14 protein-coding genes are annotated in these 23,572 nt (G+C 66.2%); 4 read left to right on the forward strand and 10 right to left on the reverse strand.

The annotated features are described in order from the left end of the window. The 5 genes from F2P45_RS00960 to F2P45_RS37165 all read right to left on the reverse strand — a co-directional run bounded on the left by F2P45_RS00960 (position 1) and on the right by F2P45_RS37165 (position 13,294). Positions 1–9,333, reverse strand: coding sequence for an SdrD B-like domain-containing protein (locus tag F2P45_RS00960; protein WP_166869904.1), 9,333 nt, complete (start codon positions 9,331–9,333; stop codon positions 1–3). Positions 9,334–10,292: 959 nt separating this feature from the next. Beyond that, positions 10,293–10,958, reverse strand: a complete 666-nt coding sequence (locus tag F2P45_RS00965) for an SCO family protein (protein WP_166869905.1) — start codon at positions 10,956–10,958, stop codon at positions 10,293–10,295. A 1-nt stretch (position 10,959) separates the two neighbouring features. Continuing rightward, positions 10,960–12,300 (reverse strand): methanethiol oxidase, encoded by a 1,341-nt coding sequence (gene mtoX / locus F2P45_RS00970; protein WP_166869906.1) that lies wholly within the window; start codon positions 12,298–12,300, stop codon positions 10,960–10,962. Positions 12,301–12,401: 101 nt separating this feature from the next. Next, positions 12,402–12,860, reverse strand: a complete 459-nt coding sequence (locus tag F2P45_RS00975; protein WP_166869907.1) for a GNAT family N-acetyltransferase — start codon at positions 12,858–12,860, stop codon at positions 12,402–12,404. 221 nt (positions 12,861–13,081) lie between these two features. Beyond that, complete coding sequence (locus F2P45_RS37165; protein WP_370663199.1) at positions 13,082–13,294, reverse strand: PEP-CTERM sorting domain-containing protein; 213 nt, start codon at positions 13,292–13,294, stop codon at positions 13,082–13,084. On the opposite strand from F2P45_RS37165, the gene F2P45_RS37170 reads away from it, so the two are divergent. Then, positions 13,193–13,927: a hypothetical protein gene (locus F2P45_RS37170; protein WP_370663200.1), complete on the forward strand. Its 735-nt coding sequence runs from the start codon at positions 13,193–13,195 to the stop codon at positions 13,925–13,927. The two genes, F2P45_RS37165 and F2P45_RS37170, sit on opposite strands and share 102 nt — an antisense overlap. Here the strand turns inward: F2P45_RS37170 and F2P45_RS00985 are convergent. Both F2P45_RS00985 and F2P45_RS36695 read right to left on the reverse strand, forming a co-directional pair. Beyond that, positions 13,885–16,578 carry a phosphocholine-specific phospholipase C gene (locus tag F2P45_RS00985; RefSeq protein ID WP_166869909.1) on the reverse strand — a complete coding sequence of 898 codons (2,694 nt, stop codon included), beginning with the start codon at positions 16,576–16,578 and terminating at the stop codon, positions 13,885–13,887. The genes F2P45_RS37170 and F2P45_RS00985 overlap by 43 nt on opposite strands. 97 nt (positions 16,579–16,675) lie before the next feature. Then, positions 16,676–16,804, reverse strand: coding sequence for a hypothetical protein (locus F2P45_RS36695; protein ID WP_267877326.1), 129 nt, complete (start codon positions 16,802–16,804; stop codon positions 16,676–16,678). Positions 16,805–17,059: 255 nt separating this feature from the next. On the opposite strand from F2P45_RS36695, the gene F2P45_RS00990 reads away from it, so the two are divergent. Beyond that, entirely contained in the window at positions 17,060–17,683 is a 624-nt protein-coding gene (locus tag F2P45_RS00990; RefSeq protein ID WP_166869910.1) for an O-methyltransferase, read from the forward strand. 10 nt (positions 17,684–17,693) lie between these two features. Here F2P45_RS00990 and F2P45_RS00995 read toward each other — a convergent pair whose 3' ends face one another. Then, on the reverse strand, positions 17,694–18,137 hold the full coding sequence (locus F2P45_RS00995; RefSeq protein WP_166869911.1) for a hypothetical protein: 444 nt from the start codon (positions 18,135–18,137) through the stop codon (positions 17,694–17,696). A gap of 180 nt (positions 18,138–18,317) precedes the next feature. Between F2P45_RS00995 and F2P45_RS01000 the strand changes: the two genes are divergently transcribed. Further along, positions 18,318–18,578 (forward strand): hypothetical protein, encoded by a 261-nt coding sequence (locus F2P45_RS01000; RefSeq protein ID WP_166869912.1) that lies wholly within the window; start codon positions 18,318–18,320, stop codon positions 18,576–18,578. A gap of 8 nt (positions 18,579–18,586) precedes the next feature. Here F2P45_RS01000 and F2P45_RS01005 read toward each other — a convergent pair whose 3' ends face one another. Then, entirely contained in the window at positions 18,587–19,708 is a 1,122-nt protein-coding gene (locus F2P45_RS01005) for a polyhydroxyalkanoate synthase family protein (RefSeq protein WP_166869913.1), read from the reverse strand. Positions 19,709–19,734: 26 nt separating this feature from the next. Then, the gene (locus F2P45_RS01010) at positions 19,735–21,222 is read right to left on the reverse strand and encodes a vanadium-dependent haloperoxidase (protein WP_166869914.1); all 1,488 of its coding nucleotides are present in this window, start codon (positions 21,220–21,222) and stop codon (positions 19,735–19,737) included. 195 nt (positions 21,223–21,417) lie between these two features. Here F2P45_RS01010 and F2P45_RS01015 point away from each other — a divergent pair, with 195 nt between their 5' ends. Continuing rightward, positions 21,418–23,553, forward strand: coding sequence for a putative bifunctional diguanylate cyclase/phosphodiesterase (locus tag F2P45_RS01015; protein ID WP_166869915.1), 2,136 nt, complete (start codon positions 21,418–21,420; stop codon positions 23,551–23,553). Positions 23,554–23,572 lie beyond the last annotated feature (19 nt).

Genomic DNA, 23,572 nt, shown 5'->3' on the forward strand with positions numbered 1-23,572 from the left:
TTATTGCGCACGGGCTTCTCCCGCGCCGGCAGGGATTGCTCCCTGGCGTGGCTTGACCAGTTCCTGGTTGGCGCTGTCGGTCGCCTGCCGCGGCGCGGCAGGTGCTTTGCTGTCGAACTTCAGGCCAGGCAGGCGCACAGCTTCCGTTTCCGGGGCACGCGTACCACCCTGGCTGCGGCGGGCTTTCAACTGCTCGATGACCGGCGCCGAGCACGAACCTTCGGCAAAGTCGGCGCGCAGCAGCTCGCCATTCTTCGCGTCCAGCCAGATGCTGTTGGCATCGCCCAGGTTGCGGTTGCTGGTCGTCGTCAGGCGGCTGCCGCGTGGCAGGGTCAGGCTGTCGGCCTTGATCACGTGCGATTTCGGGCTCAAGCCGCAGAAGCTGTACTTGCCTTCCACATCGGTGGTGAACGAGGTGCCGTCTTCCATGTACAGGCGCACACCAGGAATGCCCAGCTCTTCGTTGTCCTGCACCGAGTTACCGTTGCAGTCGACGAATACCTTGCCGGCCACGCAGGCTTGGTTTGCGAACACGCCGCCCGTCAGGCGCACCTTGTACTCGGCGCGGTTGGACGGATACGCGTCCGGCACCGGCTGGTACGAACCCGGCGTGACGCAGCCGCCGGCCACGTTGCACGCATAGGCAATCGCGCGGTTGATGCCGTCGCCCTGCAGGCTGCCGACACCGGCACGCAGGCGGTAGGTCAGTACCGCTTGCTTGTTGCTGGCCAGCGGACCGAGGTTGAAGGCCAGTACCGGGCCGACCACCACGGCCGGATCGGCCACCGTCTTGCCGTCGACCTTGACGGTCCCCGGCACCAGCGAGAAGCCGGCCGGCAGGCTGTCGCGCACCGTTGCCTGTGCCACCGCGGTGCCGCTGGTCTGGCGCACGGTCAGCGTGTACAGCAGGCTTTCGCCAAATTCGAGCTGCTGCTTGTCGCCGGTTTTGGTCAGCGCCAGGCCAGCCGCTTCGACCTTGTCGATCGGCAGGTGGTTGTTCACCACCGGTGCGCCGTTCGGGCCCACCGTGAAGGTGGTGTAGTACTGGGTCGTGTCGGCCCCGCCCGGCACCAGGCCGACGCAAGCGTTCGGCTTGTGCAGGTTGACCCCGCTTGCCGGAGCACCGTTGGACTTCTGCACCAGCGCCACATTGGCGCTGGCCGCGACCGGCAAGGCACCCTGGCACGATGGAATCTTCGCCGATTCGGCCGGCACGTAGCCCACCGGATAGGTGCTGATCGCCAGCTTGTAGGTACCGGACGGCGCGCCGTTTTGCAGGAAGAACTGGTACACGCCGTCGCTGCCGGTGGTCTGGTTGAGCGCCGCCAGGCCGCCCAGCAAATGACGCGCCGGGTCGAAACCGGCCGGACCGCTGACGGTCACGACCGCGCCGCGCACCGGTTGACGGGTCACGCTGTCGTACACCACGCCCGATGGGTTGAGCGGCAGGTTCTGCTCGGTGATGTCGCTGTTGTCGGTCAGGGTGATGTCGCGGATCACGCCAGCGCTTGGCTTGCCTGCGTTACCGGCCGAGGTCGGAACGTTCGGCATGCCATTGCCATCCTTGGTGAAGCTGATGTCGAAGCCGGGACCGGTCGGCAGGCCGGTGCCTTGGTAGCCAGGGCAGCGCAGGTTGTCGAACTGGTAGAAGCCCGTCGCATCGCTCTTCACGGTGCAGATTGGTTTACCGTTCTGTGTCAGGGTCACGGTCCAGTCCTTCACGCCTTCATGGTCGTTCGGACGGGTGCGGGTGTGGCCGCGGTCCATCCAGACGTAGCCGCTGATGATCGGGGCCTTGACTTCAGGACCCGGACGCACGCGCTCGCCGAACAGATTGCCGCCGATCACGCCGTTATTGGCCGCCAGCTTCTCGCTGGTGACGTCGATCTGGGCGATCGTGTTTTGCGACGGCGCGGTGCCGAAGCTGCTGTTGTCCACAATGCCGCCTGCGACGCCGGCGGTTTCCTTGCCATCCATGTACTTCGAGGTCGGCAGGTCGGTTTGCGACTCGACCAGGGTGTAGCGGCCGGGAACCAGGTTCTCGAACACATACTTGCCGTCGGCGCCGGTGACTGCCACGCAGCCCTGCGCGCAGCTGTCGCCGCCCGTCATGGTCACGTGTACGCCTGGCAACGGGGTTTCGCCCGCATCCATCTGGCCATTGTTGTTGGCGTCCACATACACATAGCCTTCCAGGCGTGCGCGGCGTTCGCCGAACAGGTAGTCCACGCCGTTTTGCGCCACGCCCAGCTTGATCGCGCCGATGGTGTTCTTCGGTGCGGTCGCGTCGAAGCCGCTGTTGTCGACCGTGCCGACAACGGCGCCGTCGATCTTGCCGGCGGTTTCCTTGCCGTCGATATAGGCGGTCGGATGGGTTTCCACCAGGCTGTAGGTATCCGCCGGCAAGCCAACGATCAGGAAGCGGCCGTCGTCGCCGGTGGTGGCGCGTCCCGCTTCGCCCTTGCCGCCGACGGCGCTGACCGGCACGCCGGCAATGCCTGGCTCGCCGGCGTCTTGTACGCCGTTATGGTTGTCGTCGCGATACACCAGGCCCGCCAGGCTGCCGCCCAGTTCGCGGAAATCGTAATCGCGCGCATCGTTGCCCAGGTCCAGCACGATGCTGGCGATCTTGTTCGGACCAGCGTCGAGCACGCCGCCCACGCTGCCGACCGCGCTGCCGCTGTTGGCCGGGAAGTCGCCGTAGCCTGGCGGCTGGGTTTCCACCACGGTGTAGCTGCCCGGAACCAGGTTCTCGAACAGATAGCTGCCGTCGGCGCCGGTCTGGGTGGTACGCGGAACAATCGCCACGCCATTGCGGTCGATGCCGCTCAGGGTGACGGTCACGCCGGCCAGCGCTTCGCCGGGCTCGCGTTTGCCATTCTTGTTTCCATCGACATACACGTAGCCGCCCAGTTTTGCCAGACCGACCACTTGCGCGTTTGGATTGAATTCACGGAAATCGTAGCCGGTGGCGTCGCCGCCAGCGGCCGGAATCACGATCGAGGTGACCGTGTTCAGGCCGGCCGCGCCGCCGCCCAGGGTGCCGATCTTGGTGCCGGTCGCGGCATCGAAGTCGGACAGCTTGGCTGGCTGGGTTTCTTCCAGGTGGTAGGTGCCAGGCGGCAGCAGCGCGAACAGGTAGTTGCCTTTGCTGTCGGTCTGGGTGGTGCGGGTAAATGGCACGCCGTTGCCGTCGATGCCTTTCAGGGTCAGGGTCACGCCGGAGAGCAATTGCTCGCCGCTGTCGCGCTTGCCGTCCTTGTTGGCGTCGACATATACGGTGCCGGCGATCGAACCGGCGGCCGTCGTCGTACCGCGTTCGCCGAACAGGTAGTTCACACCCGCCGCGCCTGGCGCCAGGTTGATGTTGCCGATGGTGTTTTTCGGTGCATTAATGGTGCCGCCCAGCGAACCGGCGGTGTCCGAACCGTCGTTGACGCCGCCCGGCTGGGTTTCGACGATGCTGTAGTTACCCGCCATCAGGCCGGTGAAGACAAAAGTGCCGTCGGCGCCGGTGACCACGCTGCGCGGGGTCGGGCCGACCAGGCGCACGGTGACGCCGGGGAATGGCGGCTCGCCGCTGTCGCGCAGGCCGTTGCTGTTGGCATCGAAATACACCGCGCCACGGATGCTGGCGCCGATTTCGCGGAAGTTGTAGTTGACGGCAGCGTCGCCCTGCACCAGTTGCAGCCCGCCGATGCTGTTCGGCGCAGCCACGCCGGCCGCGACCGCACCAATGGTGCCCGGCAGCGAGCCGGTCGCGCCCGGAAAATCGTTAAAGCCGGCCGGATGGGTTTCGGTCACGCTGTAACCGGCACCGCTGCTCGGACGCAGCTTGTCGAAGCGGTAGCTGCCATCGGCGGCGGTGGTCGTGCTCAGGTTCACAGCCGTACCGCGGTCGTCCGTACCGGTCAGGGTGACGCTGACGCCGGCAATCTGTTCGTCCTTGTCGAGCGACGCATTCTGGTTGCTGTCCGCATACACTACACCGCTGACGCTGGCCGGCAGCAGTTCGCCGAAGTTGAAGTCCGTGTGGGTCTTTTCCACTGCGTAAGCGATGGTGCCGATCACGTTGGCCACATTGTCGACGCAGGCAGCGCACGCTACGCCGCCGACATTACCCTTGCGGGTGATGCCGTCGAGGTAAGCGGCCGGCTGGGTTTCGGTGACGGTGTAGCCGGCGCCGTTGGCGTTGCGCAGGAAGCTGAAGCTGTACGAGCCGTCCGGATTGGTGGTGGCCGTGCAGGTCGGCGCGCCGCAAGCGTTGCCGCCGCTGGCCGCCGTGCCGGTCAGGGCCAGGGACACGCCGCCGATGCCGGTCTCGCCCGCATCCATGACGCCATTGTTGTTCTTGTCGGCATACACAAAGCCGCTCAGTTTGCCGGTGGCTTCGCCGAACAGGTAGTTGATGCCCTTCTGGCCCGCGCTCAGCACCACGCCATTGAAGGCGCTGTCGCCGATCACGCCCAGGCTGCCGGGCACGGTCGCGCCGGTACCGAGCGTGTTGGTGGCGTCGACGAAGTCGACCGGCTGGGTTTCGGTGACGGTGTAGCCGGTGCCGTTGCTGGCTGGCAGACCAGTGAAGCTGTAGTTACCGTTGGCATCGGTCTTGCCGACGCAGGTGCTGATGATGGTGCAGACGTTGGCGCCGGTCGCGGTGGTGCCCGACAGGGTCACGGTCACGTTCGGCAATGGGGTATCGGCGCCGTTGAAGGTGTCGCTGCGGTCGGCGTCCAGATAGACCTTGCCCGACAGGCTGGCCGTCGATTCGCCGAAGTTGTAGTTGCTGCCAAACTGGCCGGTACCGATCGTGATGCCGCTGAACTTGTCGTTGCTCATGCTGCCGCGCACGACGCCATTGACGGTGCCGACCGCGTCGATGCCGTCGGCGTAGTTCGACAGCGGCGCGCTTGCCTGGCTCTGCTCGGTGAGGATGTAGCCGGTGGCGTCGCTCGATGGCAGGCCGGTGAAGCTGTAGCTGCCGTTGGCGTCGGTGACGATGGTGCACGGGTTCGGCGAGATTTCGACGCACACGCTCACGCCGGTCGCGGTATTGCCCGACAGGGTGACCGACACGCCCGGAATGCCGGGTTCGCCCGCATCCTTGAGGCCATTGTTGTTCAGGTCGGCATACACGGCGCCGCCCAGGCCCTGGCCGGTTTCGCCGAAGTTGTTGTTGATCGCATTGTCGCCGGAAGCGAGCACGACGTTGCCGATGGTGCGCTTGGCTAAGCCGAGTACCGGGGTATTCGGGGCCAGCACGGCGGCGCCGTCATTGCCGCCCTTGCTGCCGATGGTCATGCCGGTGTGGGTCACGCCCGACAGGGTCTGCTGCACCACCTGGTAGGTACCGGGACGCAGGTTGGCGAAACTGTAGGAACCGTTGGCGCCGGTCGGCACGGTGGCGTTCACCGGGCCGAGGTCGTCGGTGCCCGACAGGGTCATGGTCACGCTGGTCACACCGGCGCTCTCGTCGGTGGCAGGCACGCCGGTCACGTCGCGCACGGCGTCCTTGTCGAGGTCGACGAAGACGAAGCCCGACAGCACGGCCGGTTTCAGTTCGCCGAACAGGTAGCCGGTGGCATTCGTGCTGGCAGGCAGCACGATGTTGCCGATCTCGTCGGCCGTGGCGTCGCTGGCGCTGCCGCCAACGCTGCCGGCGGCATCCTTGCCGTCCAGGTGAGTGGCTGGCTGGACTTCGGTGACCTTGTAGGTGCCCGGCGAGAGGTTATTGAATGCGTAAGCGCCGCCCGCGATGGTGACGGTGGTGACGTTGCTCACGGTATTGCCGTAGATATCGGTGCCGTCCAGGCGCAGGGTGACGCCGGTGATGCCGGTTTCGCCCGCTGCCTTGGCGGCGTCGTTGTTGCTGTCTTCATACACGAAGCCGGCGATCGAGGAAGGCTGCACGGCGATGGTGGCGCAACCCCGGTTGTCGGCGGCGCTGCGCTCGACGTCATTGGTGGTGGCGGTACCGCAGTTTTCCAGCGCCGGATTGGCGACGGTGGCAATCACCGGAATGCGCACGGTGGCCGCCTTGTTGGCTTCGAGCAAGCCGACGCTGCAGCTGATCGACGGGCCGGCGGCGGCGCAGGTGCCGCTGGTCGGGGCCGCGTTGGCGGCGCTCCAGGTGATGCCGGCGTTGTATGGCGACGTGTTGTATGGCGCGGCCGCGCCGCCGGTGTAGACCGTCAGGCCGGCCGGCAGGGTGTCGTTGATCACGGTGCCGCTACTGTTGCCCGGACCGGTGTTGTTCAGGGTCAGGACCCAGAAGAATGGCTGGCGCAACTGCACTGCCGCAGCGCTGGCGTTGGCGGCGCCGTTCCAGGCGAAGGCGGCCTTGGTCATCTTCAGGTCGACCCGCATCTTGATGGTGGTGCTCTGGTCGGCCGTGTTGTTCGGCGTGAGCGCTTCCGGCTCGCGCGAGGACACCGTCACCGTGGACTGGTAGGTGTCGCCCGAGCCGGTCGGCTGGGTCTCGACGCGGAAGTCGAGATTCAGCACGCGCTGCGCGTTGTTACCTTCAAGAATTTCGCTGGTCGGGAAGTTACAGGTGACGGTCATCTGCGCCGGGCCGGTAACCTGGTTGCCCACCTGGTCGCAGAAGTTGACATAGCCATTGGCGATTTCCGGCACTTTGCCGCCGAGGAAGGTCATGCTCTTGCCTGCCGGCGGCTTCATGACATAGGTCAGCTTGAGGTGGGTGGCGACCGACGGACCGCGGTTGGTGATGGTGTTGGTGTAGGTCACGACGTTGTCCGGGAATACCGGACCGGCCGTGGCGGGCACGAAGCCCATCGGATCGACGTTGTCGATATTGTTGACCAGCAGGTCGAGCGAGGCCGGGGTGACCGCCAGGACATTCGCTTCGCTGTTATTGGCCGTGCTGCTCTCGTTGGAGGTGGTGACAACGGTGGCCGTGCTGCCGATGTTGCGCGGATTCGGCGCGTTTTCCATATAGTCGGGACGCACGGTGATGGTGACGGTACGGGTCGCGCCCGGCGCCATGTCGGCCTTGCTGCAGCTGAGCGTCTTGGTCGCTTCGACCCAGGTGCACACAGCGCCATCGCTGGCGAGCGCCTTGATGAAGGTCATCGAGCCTTGCGGAATATTGAATACCTGGCTGACCGCCACGTCCCTGGCGATCGACGGACCGTTGTTGTTGATGGTCAGGACGTAGGTGGCGTTGGTGCCGGCGGGAACCGAGCCCGGGGTGACCGTGTTGCTCACGCTCACGTCAGCGATCGGATCGACCTGCACGTCGGCGCTGGCGGTATTGTTGGCAGGGACTGGATCGCCCTGTTCGGTCGAACGCACGGTGGCGGTGTTGACCCAGCGATTATTGGCCTCGGTGCTGCTGTCCTTGAGCGGACGGGTCACCGTCACGGTGAACACGGCGGTGCTGCCGGCGTCCATGCTGCCGCCGTTCTGGGTACAGGTGACAGTGGCGCCGGTGGTGCAGCTGAAGGTGGCGGGGCTGGTGCCGCCGCTCTTGGCGGCGGCGACGCCGGTCTTGCCGGCGATGAAGCCGGGAATCGGATCGGCCAGCACCACGCCGGTGGCGGCGCCGGGACCGGCGTTGGTCACGGTCAGGGTGTAGGTGATGACGTCGGCGTTCCAGTCCAGGCTGGACGGGCTGGCGCCCTTGGCCAGTCGCAGGTCGACCGCCGATGGCGTGAGCGTCGCGGTCGCGGTGGCGCTGGCGCAGTTGTTCGGTTCGACCGGATCGGTGACGACGCCGTTGGTGTCGGTGTAGACCGCACAGGCGGTGTTGGTGAGGTCGCCGGCGTCGGTCGCCGTGGTGGTCAGCAGCAGGTCCGGCGCGGTCGCGTTCAGGGCCAGCGCCGCGTTGTAGGTACAGGTGACGTCGTTGCCGACCTTGGCCGCGCAACTCCAGTTGCTGCCGGCGCCGCCGACCCAGGTCTCGCCCGCTTGCAGCGTTTCGACCACCTTGACTTCGCCGGCCAGCGCCGCGCGCGGACCGAGGTTGCGCACGCGGATGGTGCTGATCATGTTGCTGCCCTGCGCCACCGGATTCGGCGACTTGCCCTTGGTCAGGAACAGGTCGACGCCGTCGGGCACGATGCTCACGTTGACCGAACCGTTGTTATTGGCGGTGTCGCCGTCCGGGGTGGCGCTGTCGATGCTGGTGATGTTGGTGGCGTTGGTTTGTGCCACGACGTTCGGCGCGGTGGCCGTGATGACGATATCGAACGCCTCGCCGACCGCATAGCTCGGGCGGGTGCAGCTGATGTTCTGGCCGTTGATCAGGCAGGTCCAGCCGGTGCCGGTGGCGGTACCGATCACAAAGCCGGCGGGCATGCTGTCGTTGACTACCACGCTGGTGGCCGTCATCGGGCCGAGGTTGCGCGGCGCCAGGGTGAAGCTGAGCGCCTGGCCGCTGCCGACCAGGGCCTTGGACACGGTCTTGGTGACGGCCAGGTCGGTACCGACGGTGATGATGGTGTTGACCGAGGCGGCGTCGTTGGTGTTGTTGAAGTCGGTCGCGCTGCCGCTGATGGTGACCACACCGGTGGTGGTGATGGTGCCGGTGTTGCTGCCGGTGGCCTTGGTGTTGATGGTAATGGCCGGCAAGTCGCCCTTGACCGCGCTCGGGCGGGTACACGTCACCACCTGCCCTGCCGCGCCGCACGACCAGCCGGAACCGGTCGCGGCCTGGTAGGTGAGGTTCGGGCTCAGGGTGAACGTGGCCTTGGTCGCGCCTGCCGTATCCGGACCATTGTTGGTCAGGTTGGCGGTGTACACCAGCGAGCCGCTGGCCATCAGGCTGCCCGGCGAGCCGCTCAGCAACAGCGCCAGGTCGGCGCCGTTGTCGATGGTGGTCAGCTGCGACAGCGAGTTGTTGCCGGCGTTGCTGTCGGGATCGCTCGTGCTCACGACGGTCAGCATGCTGACGGTCTGGCCGGCGCCGGCCAGGGTGCGCACCGTCAGGTCGATATCCTTGATGTCGGCGGTTCCCGCGCCGGCGCCGTCACCGGCCACCGTGGGGTAGCTGCACGTGACCTTGCCGGCCCCCGCATCGTGCACGCAGGCCGCATCGGTGACCGACACGAAGCTGGTCTGCGGATCGAGCGTGAACACGATCTTGACGTCGTTGGCGATGTCGCTGGTGTTGTTGGTCACCGAGGCCGAATACTTGATCGTGCCGCCGCGCACGGCCGGGTCCGGCGTGTCGGTCAGGCGCGATACCAGCATATCGACCGCGGCAGCCTGCAAAGGCAGGCCGAGCAAGGCGACCGCGGCCACCCGCAGCAGGCAGGCAAAGACCTTCGATGATCGGGACTTCAACACGGGTAAGGCACGTTTAAACATGATTGGCTTCATCAATTGAGAATGCGGGCAACAAATCGCCCGCAATGCACACGGCATCGCTTAATGCGATTGGGATATTGAACGGGAACGGTGCGGTGGAAAGGCGGACTGCGGAGCTACGGCATGGATGCATCGACAACACTTTTCTTGCGCGACGTCATTATATTCATACAAACAACATCTTACAAAGTTCTTAATGAAAATTATCCATAAATGCAACACCGATAACTTTGTGCGCATAGAATCAACATTCTAGATATTTCTACATGGAAATTTTTGACGGGATTTTGCATCCTCATAGGAGGATCAATACCTTACCGGCCTACCCTGCCCGCATGGCGCGAAAATCGATTTCCCCTATGACAGACCGCTTTTTCAGCGAGTCCATTGCACCGGCAACACGACAGCGCAGCGCATTGAGATTTCTTAATGAAAACTATATGACATTCCGAATTCGATGCTTTTGATGATTTTTTGTATATTTTTAGAAATTGACAAAGTGATCTGATTGCAATATGTAAGTACGACACCGCAGACAGGACTTGCCTTTAGGAAAGCTTCTGGGAACGCTTGCGTTTGCTTTCGCACAGAAGCGCACGAATCTCGTTCAGCACCATGCCGGGCTAAAGAGAGGAAGTGGAATAGCTCTCGCGCACGGTGCTGCGGGAGTCCGCCGGATTCTCCTTGAGCAGGCGCGACATTGCCGTCACCGGATGTCCCGGCCTGCCCCGCATCGTCCATCGATCAATGCGCTGCAATCAGACAGGGACCTCGAAAAAACCTGCCGCACGACGTCATTTTCGCTTCGCGATGCGCGCCGCATCCTCGTACGCCTTTGCTACCCGGACAACACTCACAGGGCTCGCTACGCATTTTCGATGCCGCCAAGGTAAGTCGCCGCCTGCTGCGACCGCACATCTGCGGAATGAGCGGCCGATCAGCGCAGCGACGCGGTCCCATCAAGACTTGCTTTTTTGTTCGAGCAGAAGCGTACGGATGTCGTTCAGCACCACGCCGGGCTGAAGAAAGGAAGTGGAGTAGATCTCGCGCACCGTGCCGCCGGCATCGATCAGATACACCTTGAGCAGGTGCGACAGGGTCGGCACCCGCTGCCCCGGCGCGCGCTCGGCGGCCACCGACACATCCTGGCCGAAGCCGTCCAGGATCGGCGCCAGCTCGGCGTTGGAGCGGCTGGTGAGGAAGCGCCACTCCACCCCGCCGCGCTCGCGCGCGTCAAGCCCGCCATAGCTGCGCATGGCCGGCGGCGTGTCGTAGGTGGGATCGAAACTCATGCTCACAAAGCGCACCCGGTCGCGCGTGCGCGGGTCCTTGCCCAGGGTTTTCTTCAGGCTGTGCAAGGTCTCGTACGCCAGCGGGCAGCCCTTGGCGTCGGTGCAGTAGGTGTAGATCAGGGAAAACAGCGTGACTTTACCGGTGGTAAATTCCGACAGCCGGTGGCGGCTGCCATCGCTGTCGAGAACGATGCCGTCGGGCGCCTTGAGGATGCGCTCAAGCTTGTAGGCGCCGGGCGCGGGCAGCGCGAACTGCGCCGGCGCCGCCGTGGCCGGCTGCGCCAGCGGCCCGAGTACGATCAGCGCCAGCGCGCACGCGGGCAAGCGGGCCAAGTCAGCGGCCCGCGACCCGCATGGCGGACTGCGACGCGCCCTGCCCCGCATCGGCGCTGTAGCGGCCGGGAGCGGCACCGAACTTCATGTGGTGCGCGCGGCCCAGTTTGAGCTTGGTGAAATCGACCTTGAAGGTTTCTTTCAGCTCCTTGCCATCCCACGCGAACAGCTTGACGAACTGCTCGTCGTCGGCGCCCTTCTTGTCCCAGTTGGCCAGCAGCGAGCTGCTGAGGTACACGCGCTTGCCGTCCCAGCTTTGCGAGACCATGTTCACCTGCGAACCGGTGCGCTTGGAATAGGTTTCTTTCGGCGCTTCCGGATTGCTGATGTCGAAATAGCGCGTGGTGCCATCCATGAAGGTGTTCACCCACAAGCCCTTGCCGTCGGCCGTGATCGACAGGTCGACCGGCAGCGGCACCTTGGCCGGGTCGCCGATCGTGGCCACATCCTTGGCCTGCCAGGCGCCGGCCGCATCTTTCTTGACCAGCCAGATTTTCGAGGTCAGCGCGGTGGCGGTGATGGCCCAGTCGTCGCCTTCTTTCAGCGACCAGCGGATTTCGAGCGGCGCGCCGGGCACGTTCAGCACTTTTTCGGGCTGCATCGATTTCAGGTTCCACATGACCATGGTGTTGCCGAACTGCTTCATGGCCGCCGGATCCTTGATCAGCTTGCCGAGATCGGTCATGTAGTTGACCGCGCCAGTAAAGCTCGACGTCAGCATCGCATTCTTGCCCGGACTGATGGCGACATCGTAGCCGTAGCCGTCGCCGCCCTGGGTGGTCGGCATGTCGTGCTTGGCGATGAAGTCGCCCTTGCTGTTGTAGACCGCCATGCCGGTCACGCCGCCCCGGTCCTTGTCGTTCGACAGCGCGCCGATCAGCATGCGTCCCGGCAGCGCGTAGAAGGTGTGCGGGCCGACGTAGCCCGAGCGCTTGGCGAAGTCGCCGATCGTTTTCACCAGCTTCGGCTTGGCCGGGTCGGTGTGCACGTCGAACACGTAGATCTTGCTGTCGTCCAGCCCGCCGGCCCAGAGGAAGCGGCGATCGTCGGTGAAGCCCATGTGATGGGCCTCGCCGCGCTTGCCGACCGAGACCTGGGCGATCACCTGGCCGAATTTTTTCGAGGCCGGATTGACGTCCAGCGTGACCATCTTGTCGAAGCCGTCGCCCACGCCCTTCACGCCCAGGGTCCAGACGTACAGGTAATCTTCCTGCCCCTTGATCAGGCCCGACATATACGGCGAATTGCACGTTTCGTCGGCGCGCGCCGCCACGGGAACCCCGCCCACGCCCAGGGCGACAGCGGCAAGCAAACTCAAGCGTAACAATTTACTGGAACCCATTGCTGATCTCCTGATCAAGCTTATGAAGACGCTAATGTACGCCTGTTTGACCTTGCTCCGCAATGGGTGAAAAGCTTATCGCCTGAGTTTGCGCAAGATCACTATGCAGCCAGGGTTTTGCTGTATGCGTAGAAGATATCGTCGCGCTTCCAGCCGAGTCCGGAGTACAGGCACTGGGCCGGCAGGTTGGTCTTGGCGGTGGTCAGGTCGAGCCGCACGGCGCCGTTGCGCAGGGCGTGCGCTTCGGCGGCCAGCATCAGGGCGCGGCCGGCGCCGAGATGGCGCGCCTCGGGCAGCACGAACAGGTCGTACAGCGCGTAAACGGGCGCGGCGGCCAGCGAACAGAAGGTCGGGTACATCTGGCAAAAGCCGGCCGGCGCGCCGGTTTCATCTTCGGCCAGGATCAGCACCGATTCGTTGCCCAGCATGCGGTCGAGAATGTACTGGCGCGACAGGGGCAGGTCAGGATCGAGTTCGTAGAACTGGCGGTAGGCGTCGAACATGGCGGCGAGCTGGTCGATGTCGTCCAGCGTCGCCAGACGGGTGGTGAGGTTTTTCATTCGTTGGTCTTGTCAAGGGTTGATGCGAAGTCGGAGCGTCACGCTCCGACGCCATCATAACCACGAACGCGGCACCCGTGTTTTTGTTGACGCCCCTCCCTGCCGGCGTCGGTCCAGTGCGCCCACCTGCCAGCCCTCCCCGCTACGCTTGCAGCGCTGCTTTCAGCGCCTGCGCCGCCCCGGGGGCGGCAATCCTCGCAAGTTAAGGAATGTGCACCCGCTCAGACAGTTTCAGGCCGCTCGCAAAGACCGGAACGATACGGCGCAAGTGCAAGGAAACAAGCAAAACGGACGCCGTAGTGCTGGATCACATCGGTACGCCGAAAGCGTTGATCGATGCCGACGGTGATATTGCGTGGCAGGCGAATGCGCACGCGCGCCGCCAGCAGGCCCAGCCCGATCAGCAGCAAGGCCAAGGCACCCGGTTCCGGCACCGCCGCGCGCTCGCTGCCCAGCGCCACGTTGGTGATGCCGGCCAGGTAGCCCTCGCCCATGCTGCGCAGCGCGAAACCCGTGAAATACTCGCCGCCGGTGGCCTGGAAGCCGAGGAAGTCAAGGCCCGCCAGTCCATCGCGCACGCTGAGGCCGTCGAAAAGGTAGCTGCCCAGGTTGGTCGCCACGATGACGTCGACGCTGCCGCCGGTGACCGCCGCGTCGAAGCCGAACAGGGTGTACGGCACGGCGCTGTCGATGCTGCCTTCGATCGGCGACCAGTACTCGTTCGACATCACCGGCCGCGACTGCCCGATGGAAAACCCGGTGCTTGCGCCCACGATCAGGTTTTCAGCCGAGTTGTACTGCACCCCGCCGCGCGCGAAGCCGCTGCCGGGAAAATGATAGCCAGCCCCGAAGTCGTCGAAATCGCTGGTCTGGAGAATCCGGCCCGCCTGCGTGAATGCGCCGCGCTGCTCAAAACGCAGCACGCCCGCGGTGGCGCCGGCGGCGCAGGCGGCCAGCAAGGTGATGGCCAGGGCCGTCTGTTTGAAGCGCTTGAACATGGTCGGTTTTCCGGTGAAGTAAAAAATCAGGCGACATTGATCGTCAGCGGCCCGCCCAGCGCGCCGTAGCCGTCGTTGTACAGCAGCCAGGCGCTGTAGGTGCCGGGGGTGAGGCTGCTGCTCTCGAAAGTGACGGTAGCGCCGGCCTGCGCCGCGTACTGCCAGATGGCCGAGCCGCCCGCTCCCGGCGAGGTGCCGGCGCGGTAGATCCCGATCCAGTTCTTGGCGGCGACGCGGCTGGCCGGAATGGCGAACGTGAACACAAGCGGCGCGCCGCGTTTGATGGCCGGCGTGCTGGTGGCAAACTGCGTCACGCTCACCAATACCGCCTCGCCCAGGGCCGTGTAGCCGCCCTGGTAGAGATACCAGAGCGCATAGTCGCCCACGGCCAGATTGGCCGTGCTGAACGACAGCGTGCCGTTGGCGGCCGCCACAGTCGCCCATTGCAGCGCGGTCCGGTCGGACGCTGGCGTCACGCTGGCCGGATACAGGCCGATCCAGTTTTTCGGATCGAGCTTGCCGGCCGGCGCCGCGTAAGTCACGCTCAGGTTCGCCCCGCGCGCCACCACCGACGCGCTGGCGCTCAGCACCACGCGGCGGCGGTTGGCGCCGATGGCCGGATCGGTGCGGCCCGGCGTGCCATTGTCGACGTGGCCGGCCACGCGGCGCAGATACTCCGGATCGGCATCGCAGCCAATGCTGTAGTCGTACCAGCCGAAGCTGCCGGCCAGCAGGCACTGCACTCCTTGCTGCTGCCCTGCCGCCACCACATAGGTCGATACGGCGGCGCCGTAGGCGTTGTCGATCATGGTAAACGTGCAGGCGGCGGTGCCGCCCACGTTCGACAGCACCAGTTGCAGATTGCCGCCGGCCAGGTCGTAGCTGGCCTGCACTTCCGGCCTGGCGGCGATCGGCGCCGTGGCGCCGGCCAGTTCGCGCAGGAAGCCGTTGGGGCCGGTCACGCTCAGATGATAGCGCGCCCCGCTCCAGTTCCACCGTTCCCTGTCGATGCGCTTGCCCGCTTCGACCGTGTAGTACCACGGTCCGTCGGTGCGCACGCTGGAATACACGATGAAGGCCGCACCGGCCTTGCCGCTGTTGACGAACGACAGTTCGACCTGCCTGCCGGCGCCCGCCGTCGCGTGCGCACCCAGCACATACGGCAGCGCGCAGGCGTAGCGCGTGCGCGTGACGGTCTTGCACGGCTCCTGCAGCGGCAGGGTTTGCTGCGCCGGCGGCGTGGGATAGGGCTTGCCCGACACCAGCGCATACGCGGTCGACTTGGGCACGCTGGCCGGCCAGGCGCTGTTGGGGGTCTGGAAATCGAAGGCCGATGTCAGGTCGCCGCACACCACGCGCCGCCATGGCGAGATGTTTTCCAGCGTCACACTGGCACGGTTCTTTTTCAGTCCGAGCGTGAGCCACTCTTCCAGGAAGCGCAGCTTGGAGGTGTGGTCGAACACCTGCGAGCACACGCGCCCGCCACGGCTCCATGGCGAGATGACCAGCATCGGCACGCGCGGGCCGAGTCCGACCGGCACGCCGGCCAGGTTTTCGTCGGCACCGACATCAAGCAGCGTGGTGCGGCCCATGCTCGTGTCGAGCGGCGGAATGTTCGGCGGCACATGGTCGAAGAAGCCGTCGTTCTCGTCGTACGTGAGCAGGAACACGGTCTTGGACCACACCACCGGATTGGCCACCAGCGCCGCCAGCAGGCGCGCGGTGAGGTTTTCGCCGGCGTTGGGCGAATTCGGCGAATGCTCGGTGTAGTCGTTGGGCGCGACGATCCACGATACCTTGGGCAGGCGGTTGGTGCGCACGTCGTCGGCAAAGTCGGCCACCAGCGACTCGCCTTTGGTGCCGCGCGAATTGGCTTCGGTCGAGCCGGGCGCCAGGGTGCGGCCCTTCTTGTAGAGGGGACTGTCGGGCGAGAGGCGGCTGCCGTCCGGGTTCACGCGGAACTGCTTGAAGTACGCCAGGTAGTTGTCGCCGTAGTTGTCCCATTCCTGGTAGACCTTCCAGCTGACGTCGTTCGCCTCCAGCACCTCGGCATAGGTGCGCCAGGTCGGCGCGCTGGCGGTGGTGGCCGCCGACAGGTTGTCGTAGGCGGGGTCGTTGTTGTAGTAGCCCGCCGTGCTGATGTTGTACAGGCTGCCGAGCGAGCTCATGCGCTTGCGGCTGGTGCCCGACAGCGAATAGAAACGGTTCGGATCGGTGGGGCCGAAAATCGAGCAGTGGTAAGCGTCGCAGATGCTGAAGGCGTCCGCCAGCGCGTAGTAGAACGGCAGGTCGCCGCGGTCGAAGTAACCCATGCTCTGCGGCGACTTTTTCTTGACCCAGGCATCCCAGCCTTGCCACGTGGCCTGCGAGCCCTTCCATGAATGGTCGGTGCCGAGCGAGAGCGCGCTGGTGTTTTTGGCGTCGAAGTGGAACGGCAGCACGTGGCTGCCGGCGGCGTCCGGCTGGTACCACACCGGTTTGCCGCTCGGTAGCGTGATGGCGCGCGGATCGTCGAAGCCGCGCACGCCCGGAAAGCTGCCGAAGTAGTGATCGAAGGAGCGGTTTTCCTGCATGAAGATGACCACGTGCTCGACGTCGGCGATGGTGCCGGTGACGTTATTGGCCGGCACGGCCAGCGCATCGCGGATCAGGTCGGGGAACAGGGTACTGGCGGCGCCGGCCGAAGCCAGGCTGAGAAAGGTGCGTCTGCTGGTGGACATCGGTGCTCCCGGGATGCGCTGGAAAGTTGTCGATCATATATCCGGAATATGACCGCGGCGTGTCAGCGGGCAAGCGGGTAAGCGGCGGGCGAATGCCTCAGCGGCTCTGCGCGACGTCCTTGCGGATGTCTTCCAGCACCGGCAAGGTCACGGCGCGCACGTCGTCGTCCTGCGGCAAACCTTGCCCATGGCGCACGATCAGGTCGGGACGCCCATGTGCCGTCATTCCGGCATGTCAGTGCCGCCGGCGAGGGCCAGGATGATCGTTCCAGCGCGGCCGGTTTGACGATATGGGTATCGAAACCGGCTTGCCGGGTACGCTCGCGCATCCAGGGGTCGCCCCAGGCGGTGAAGGCCACGATGCGGGTGCCGGCAAACTTCGCTTGCCGCCGCAAGGCCACGCTCAAGCGCACCCCGGCCAACGCGGCGGCGGGCAAGAATGGGATAATTTCCGGGTTATCAACCAGTCAGGATTGTCAAGATGAACACGGCACTGCAAGCACTGTTAAGCGAGATCGAACAATTCGGACTGGCGAACGACGCCGCCCATGAGGCGCGCGCGCGCCGCATGCTCAACATCACGCGCGGCACCGGCGAATTCCTGGCCCATGTGATCGCCTCGCTGGACGCCCGCGACATCCTGGAAGTGGGCACCTCGAACGGCTATTCGACGCTGTGGCTGGCCGATGCCGTGGCCGCCAGCGGCGGCAAGGTCACCACCATCGAGATGGCGCCCGACAAGGTGGCGATGGCGCGCCAGAATTTTGCGGCGGCGGGCCTGAGCCACGTCATCACCCAGCGCGAAGGCGACGCCGGCCAGGTGCTGGCGGACACACCCGACGGCGCCTGCGACCTGGTGTTCCTCGATTCGGAGCGGCCCGCCTATCCGGGCTGGTGGGCCGACCTCAAGCGCATCCTGCGCCCGCACGGCGTGCTCGTCGTCGACAACGCCACCTCGCACGCAGCCGAAATGGCGCCGTTCGTGCAGGTGGTGAGCGCCGATGGCGGCTTTACCACCGCCCTGGTCCAGGTCGGCAAGGGTGAATTCGTCGCCGGGCGCAATGCCGCGCTGGCGCGCCACTGGGAAAACTGGCGCGAAAGCTGAGGCGGCCCGGCTACTGCCGCGCACCCCGTTTGTCGGAGCGCAGGGTGGCGCCGCGCTGATCGCGCAGGAAGGCGTCGACGATCTCGCGCACCAGCTGCTGCGTGGACGCGGGCAGCGACAGGATGTCCTTGAGCAGGGCCAGGTCGGCGGTCGCGAGCAGCGCTTCCGGAATCGTCGGCACCGGCAGCTCGGCGTTTTCGGCGTCGCCGTAGCGCAGCCAGGCCGCGTGCACGCCGAGCCAGCTGGCCAGGATCAGGATTTTTTCATGGGTTGGAATGGCCTCGCCGGCCAGCCATTTGCGCGCCGCATGGGGCGTCACGGCCGAGCCAGCGGCGCGCAGGTTAAAGGCGCGCGCGAACGGCCCCGCCTGGATCGGCAGCTTAGAGGCCAGCAGCGCGGACTTGAGCCGGTCGCTGAAATTGACGCGTTCGTCATCGGCAATCTTGGAGTACATGCAATATCGTAGCAGAAACTGGCGCAAGGGCGCGCACGCGTCGTCCAGCGCCAGCGCGCATTGCGGGAACCCGGCCCGCGATACGCTGTCCAAAACGATAACCGCGTCATCTTCTCCACCTGATCCAGCGTGCGCTTCCGCCGCGGTCCACGCACCTTTTCAAGGAGCCGCCGGGCTACCATGACACCCGTACCTACCGCTTTGCCGCCGCCCTATTCGTATGCGGCGATCACCGCTCACTGCGCCGCCCAGATCGCGCAATTCATGGCCGAGTCGCGCCGCAAGAGTGGCGCCGAAGCATGTTACCGGCGCGAGCGCGCCTACGGTGTGTATATCGGCTGGCGCGCCCTGGTCGGCGGCCATCCCGACCAGGCTTTGTTCTTGCGCGACGACCTGCGTCTCGAAGCCCTGCTGAGCTACACGCCGCCATGCCCGCCATGAACCACGCGCTACACGATGATCGACAGGCCCGCGAGCGGGTGCCCCGGCATCCTGCCGCGCGGGCGCGCCGGCGCCGTCCCGGCAAGCTGGTCGAGCCAGCCGAACACGCGCGGCCACACCAGCACATGGGCGCTGCTGCCCACCAGCGGGCCGACATGCCCGATCGCCACGCCCACATCGCCCAGGTAGGGCAGCAGCACCTTGTGGGCGCTGCCGGCGGCGTCGTGAAAGCCGAGCACGGTATCGGGCGGCGCCAGCGCGCTCAGCGGCCGGTACAAGCTCAGCAGCGGCGCGCGCACCTGGCCCGGATCGAGGCGCTTGCCGTTCAATACCAGGTCGCCGCGCATGAAGCTGTTTTGCGCGAACAGCAGCCCGACCGATTCGTCGAACAGCGCACGCGCCATCGGCAATTCGTCGAGGGTCCAGCGCTGCACCCGCAGATGGGTCGCGAGCAGCCCGGGAAACGGCGCGCTGGCGGCCGCGTCGACCGCCGGCGCAAGGTAGAAAGCGCCCGGTGCGGCGTTGGCGAAGATGGCGCTCAGGAGCGAGCCGGCCAGCGGCCGGCCGGGCTCGGATGGCAAGGCGGCCAGCAGAATGTTGGCAAGCACGCGCCGCAATACGGGCGCCATGCCGTCGAAGTTGATGGGCGCGTCGAACAGGGCCAGCGCCGCCACATGTTCGGGCCGCCAGGCGCCGTGCAGCGCGGCCAGGATCCCGCCCAGCGAATGGCCGAACAGGGACACCTGCACGCAGGCGCTCAGATGCTGGATCACCCTGACGCAGGCGTCGATCATCGGTCCCGCGTAGTCGGCCAGCCCGGGCATGGCGGCGCCGCCGGGCGGATCGGTCCATTCGATCAGATACACGCCGAAGCCGCGCGCCAGCGCCTGGCGCACCACGCTGCGCTCGGGCGCCAGGTCCCAGATGTACCAGCGCTTGATCGGCGCCGGCACGATCAGCAGCGGCGGACGGCGCCCCGTTCCGGCACCGTAGCAGCGCAGCCGCAGGCCGGGCGCGCCGAACACCACGCGCGAGGGCGTCGGCAGCGGGCCGAAGCCTGCCAGGTCGAGCGCGTTGCCCGCGCGCTGGCGCAGGCGGTCGATGCTGTCGAACCAGTCCAAGGTCGTCATGCTGGCCATCCTTTCCGAAGCGCGCGTCACGGGGCCGGCCTGAGCAGGCCGCGCTGGAACACGTAGTCGGCCACCCGGCGCCCGACCTGGTGGCCGGCGCTGCGGTCGAAGTCCCAGTGCACGCCGAGGTAAATGCGGCTGCGGCCGTTGTCGTATTCGGCCTGCGAGAGCGAGGCGTAGCCACGCACCAGGCGCGGACGCACGCTGCCGTTGTTGTCGCGCGTAAAACCGTTGAACTCGTCGGAGACGAAGGAAAACGCGATCGCATCGGTCCCGTAGAAGCGCCGCAGGGTCTGGAACAGCGCGCTGCCGAAGCTGGCGTGGCCGGACGGATAGGAAGGAAACGGCGGCGTGAAATCCGGCTCGCTGGTGTTGCTGGCCTGCGCGCCCAGCGGGGTCCAGTGCGGATCGGCGCGGGTGGCGGGGTTGCCGTCGCCCAGGCCGCTCGGGCTGGTGCCGGGCGAGGCGTCGCGTATGCCCGTCACCGGGCGCCAGAACTGTTCGGCGTATTTGGCCTTCCACACCACCAGGCAGGTATCGGCCATCGCCACGTTGACCAGCGCCAGCATGCGCGCCATCTGCATGCCGGACAGGCCGCGGCGCGAACCGATGTGCAGCGCGATCTGGTTGTACAGGCGCGGCGCGGCGCCGATCAGCGGCGTGCCCTCGTACGACCAGTAAATGCCGGACACGGTTTGCGCGGCCGTGCGCTGGGTCGGCGTGCGCACGCCGTCGCCGCCGAGCCGGCGCACGTCCTCGAAGGCGGCGGCGTAGGCCGCGCTGGCCAGGGGCGGCGGTGGCGGCGGGCGGAACAACTCGTGCGAGGGCAGCACGAACGGCATCGCCGGGTGCCAGGCGGCGCCCAGCGCGCGCGAATCGCGGCTCACCGGATCGGGACGCCATTTCCCCGGCTCATTGCTCGGGAAAAAGCTGACGCCGACGACCAGGTCCTCCGGGCCGCTGCGCGGGGCGTGCATGACCAGCACGGCGGCGGCGGCGCGGCGGCCGGTCTCGACCCCGTTGTCGCGCGCGCGGCCGGGGCCGACCCGCAGCATGTCGCGCTGGTAGGTTTGCTCGGCGGCGCGCGCCTGGCCGGGGTACAGCGCCTGCAGCGTATCGCGCGCCGCCGTGGCCAGCGCGGCGTCGGCCGAACTGTCCAAGGGCGCCTCGGCCATGCCGGTGTAGCTGGGATAGCTGCGCAGCACGGCGTTGAGCGCTTCGAACAGGGCCAGGTGGTAGATCGCCAGCGCGCGGCTGGAGCGCGCCGGGCCGTACTGCTCGTGATAGGGGCGCGCCGACCCGGGCGGCGGCGGGGTATGGTCGAGCGCATTGGCGCGCAGCGCCGCTTCGCTCCAGTAGCGCACCGCCAGCATCAGGCTGGCCGGGGTGGGCGCGATGCGCTGCCCGGTAGCGGCGGCGGGCGCCATGCCGCCCTGCGCCTGTGCGGGAAGGAATTGGCAGCCGAGCATGGTGACGAGCAAAGCCAGCCGGGCCGTCTTGCGCAGCGGTTTCATGGTTTTCTCCTCGGAAAAGTTGGACGCCGGGGACAGCGCGACGATTCCGACGATAGCGCCGCCGGCGGCGCTCGTCGCACGATCCGCTCAAGCAGACGAGGCCGCCGGCACCGCAAAAAATAATGCCCTATTTCGGAACTTTTTTGCGGCACATTTGTCAAAGCCTTCTGGATCCACTGCGATTTCCCATCGAACATGCCAGCCGACAACCACCACGCGCGCATCGCGCATTTTATCCGCTCCAACCTGCCAGCCATCCTGCACCACTGGGATGCGTTTGCGCGCAGCATTCCCGCCGCGCGCCACATGCAGCCCGAACGCCTGCGCGACCATGCGGCCGGCATCCTGAACGCCATCGCGGACGACCTCGACCAGCCGCAGTCGCCGTCCGAACAGGCCGACAAGGCGCGCGGGCGGGCGCCGCCGACCGCGGCCGACACCGAGGCCGAGCTGCACGGCACCGAGCGCCTCGGCGCCGGTTTCACCGCCAACGACACCGTGGCCGAATTTCGCGCCTTGCGCGCCAGCGTGATGCGCCTGTGGGCCGACCGCGGCGACGACGGGGCCGTCCTCGCCAGCGAAGACCTGGTGCGCTTCAACGAAGCCGTCGACCAGGCCCTGAGCGAGTCGCTGCAAGCCTATTTCATCGAAAAGGAACACATCACGCACCGCTTCGACACCCTGCTCTCGGCCACCCCCGACCTGCATTTCATTGTCAATGCAAACGGCGATATTCTGTACGGCAACGAAGCGCTGGCGCGCCTGCTCGGCACCCCGTCCGAGTCGGTCTGCGAGCATCGCCTGGCCGACTTCTGCCCCGCGCACGCCGCCCAGCTCAGGCGCGACCTGCGCGCCGTGGCCGAGACGCGCGCCGTCGGCCGGGGCGAACTGCGCTGCGTCGCCGCCGACGGCACGGCGCACACCTACCGCTACGCCATCATGCCCGTGATCGCCGCCGACGGCAGCGTCGATTCGCTGACCGGCACGGCGCGCAATATTTCGGAACTAAAAGAGTCGGAAGCGATGATCTTGCGCAATGCCTACTACGACAGCCTGACCGGCCTGCCGAACCGCACCCTGTTCCGCGAGCGCCTCGAACACGACGTGCGCCACGCGGCGCGCACCGAGTTCGCGCTGGCGCTGCTGTTCATCGACCTCGACGGTTTCAAGGAAGTCAACGACCGCCTCGGCCACGATGCGGGCGATCTGCTGCTGCAGCAATGCGCGCGCCGCCTGCAGGCCTGCGTGCGCGCCACCGACACTGTGGCGCGCATCGGCGGCGACGAATTCACGGTGATCCTCAACGAGGTCAACAAGGTCGCCTTTGTCGAGGTGCTGGTGTGCGAAATCCTGGCCGAGCTGGCGCGCCCCTTCTGCATCCTCGGCAAGACGGTGACGGTGTCGGGCAGCATCGGCATCAGCCTGTGCCCGCAGGACGGGCGCCACCCGGACGAGCTGCTGCGCAATGCCGACCAGGCCATGTTCGTGGCCAAGCATGCGGGCCGCAACCGCTTCGCCTACTTCACGCCCGCCATCCGCGATTCGGCCTGGGCCAGGCTGAAAGTGATCGACGAATTGCGCCAGGCGCTGGCGCGCAGCGAACTGCTGGTGTACTACCAGCCCATCGTCGAGCTGGCCACCGAGGCGATCGTCAAGGCCGAGGCGCTGGTGCGCTGGCGCCACCCGGACGGTTCGCTGGTGCTTCCCGAGCGCTTCATCGGCATCGCCGAAGAGGCCGGCCTGATCGGCGAAATCGATGCCTGGGTGCTGTCGCAGGCGGTGCCGTGCGCGGTGCGCCTGGGCGAGCTGACCGGCACCCCGTTCCAGATCAGCGTGAACAAGTCGCCGGTCGAGTTCATGAGCCGGCTGGTGAAAAACACCTGGGATGAAGACCTGGTCCTGCTGGGCCGCGCCGGGCCGCGCATCGCCGTCGAAATCACCGAAGGCGTGCTGCTCGACGATTCACCCGGCGTGCGCGACAAGCTGGCCCGGCTGCAACAGGCGGGCGTGCAGCTGACCATCGACGACTTCGGCATCGGCTACTCGTCGATGGCCTACCTGAACAAGTTCAAGGTCGATTTCCTGAAAATCGACCAGTCCTTCGTGAAAGACATGCTCACCACCAACCCGAACAGCCAGATCTTTGCCGAAACCATCATTGCAATGGCGCACAAGCTGGGGCTGAAGGTGATCGCCGAGGGCGTCGAAACCAGCGCGCAGCGCGACTGGCTGCGCCAGGCCGGCTGCGATTACGCCCAGGGCTTCCTGTTTTCGCAGGCGACCAGCGAAGAAAGCTTCGCGCAGCTGCTGCGCGCCGGGGCCCGCGGCTAAAAACTAGCGAAGAACAAGC

The organism is Massilia mucilaginosa, assembly GCF_011682145.1.
Lineage (GTDB): Bacteria > Pseudomonadota > Gammaproteobacteria > Burkholderiales > Burkholderiaceae_D > Telluria_A > Telluria_A mucilaginosa.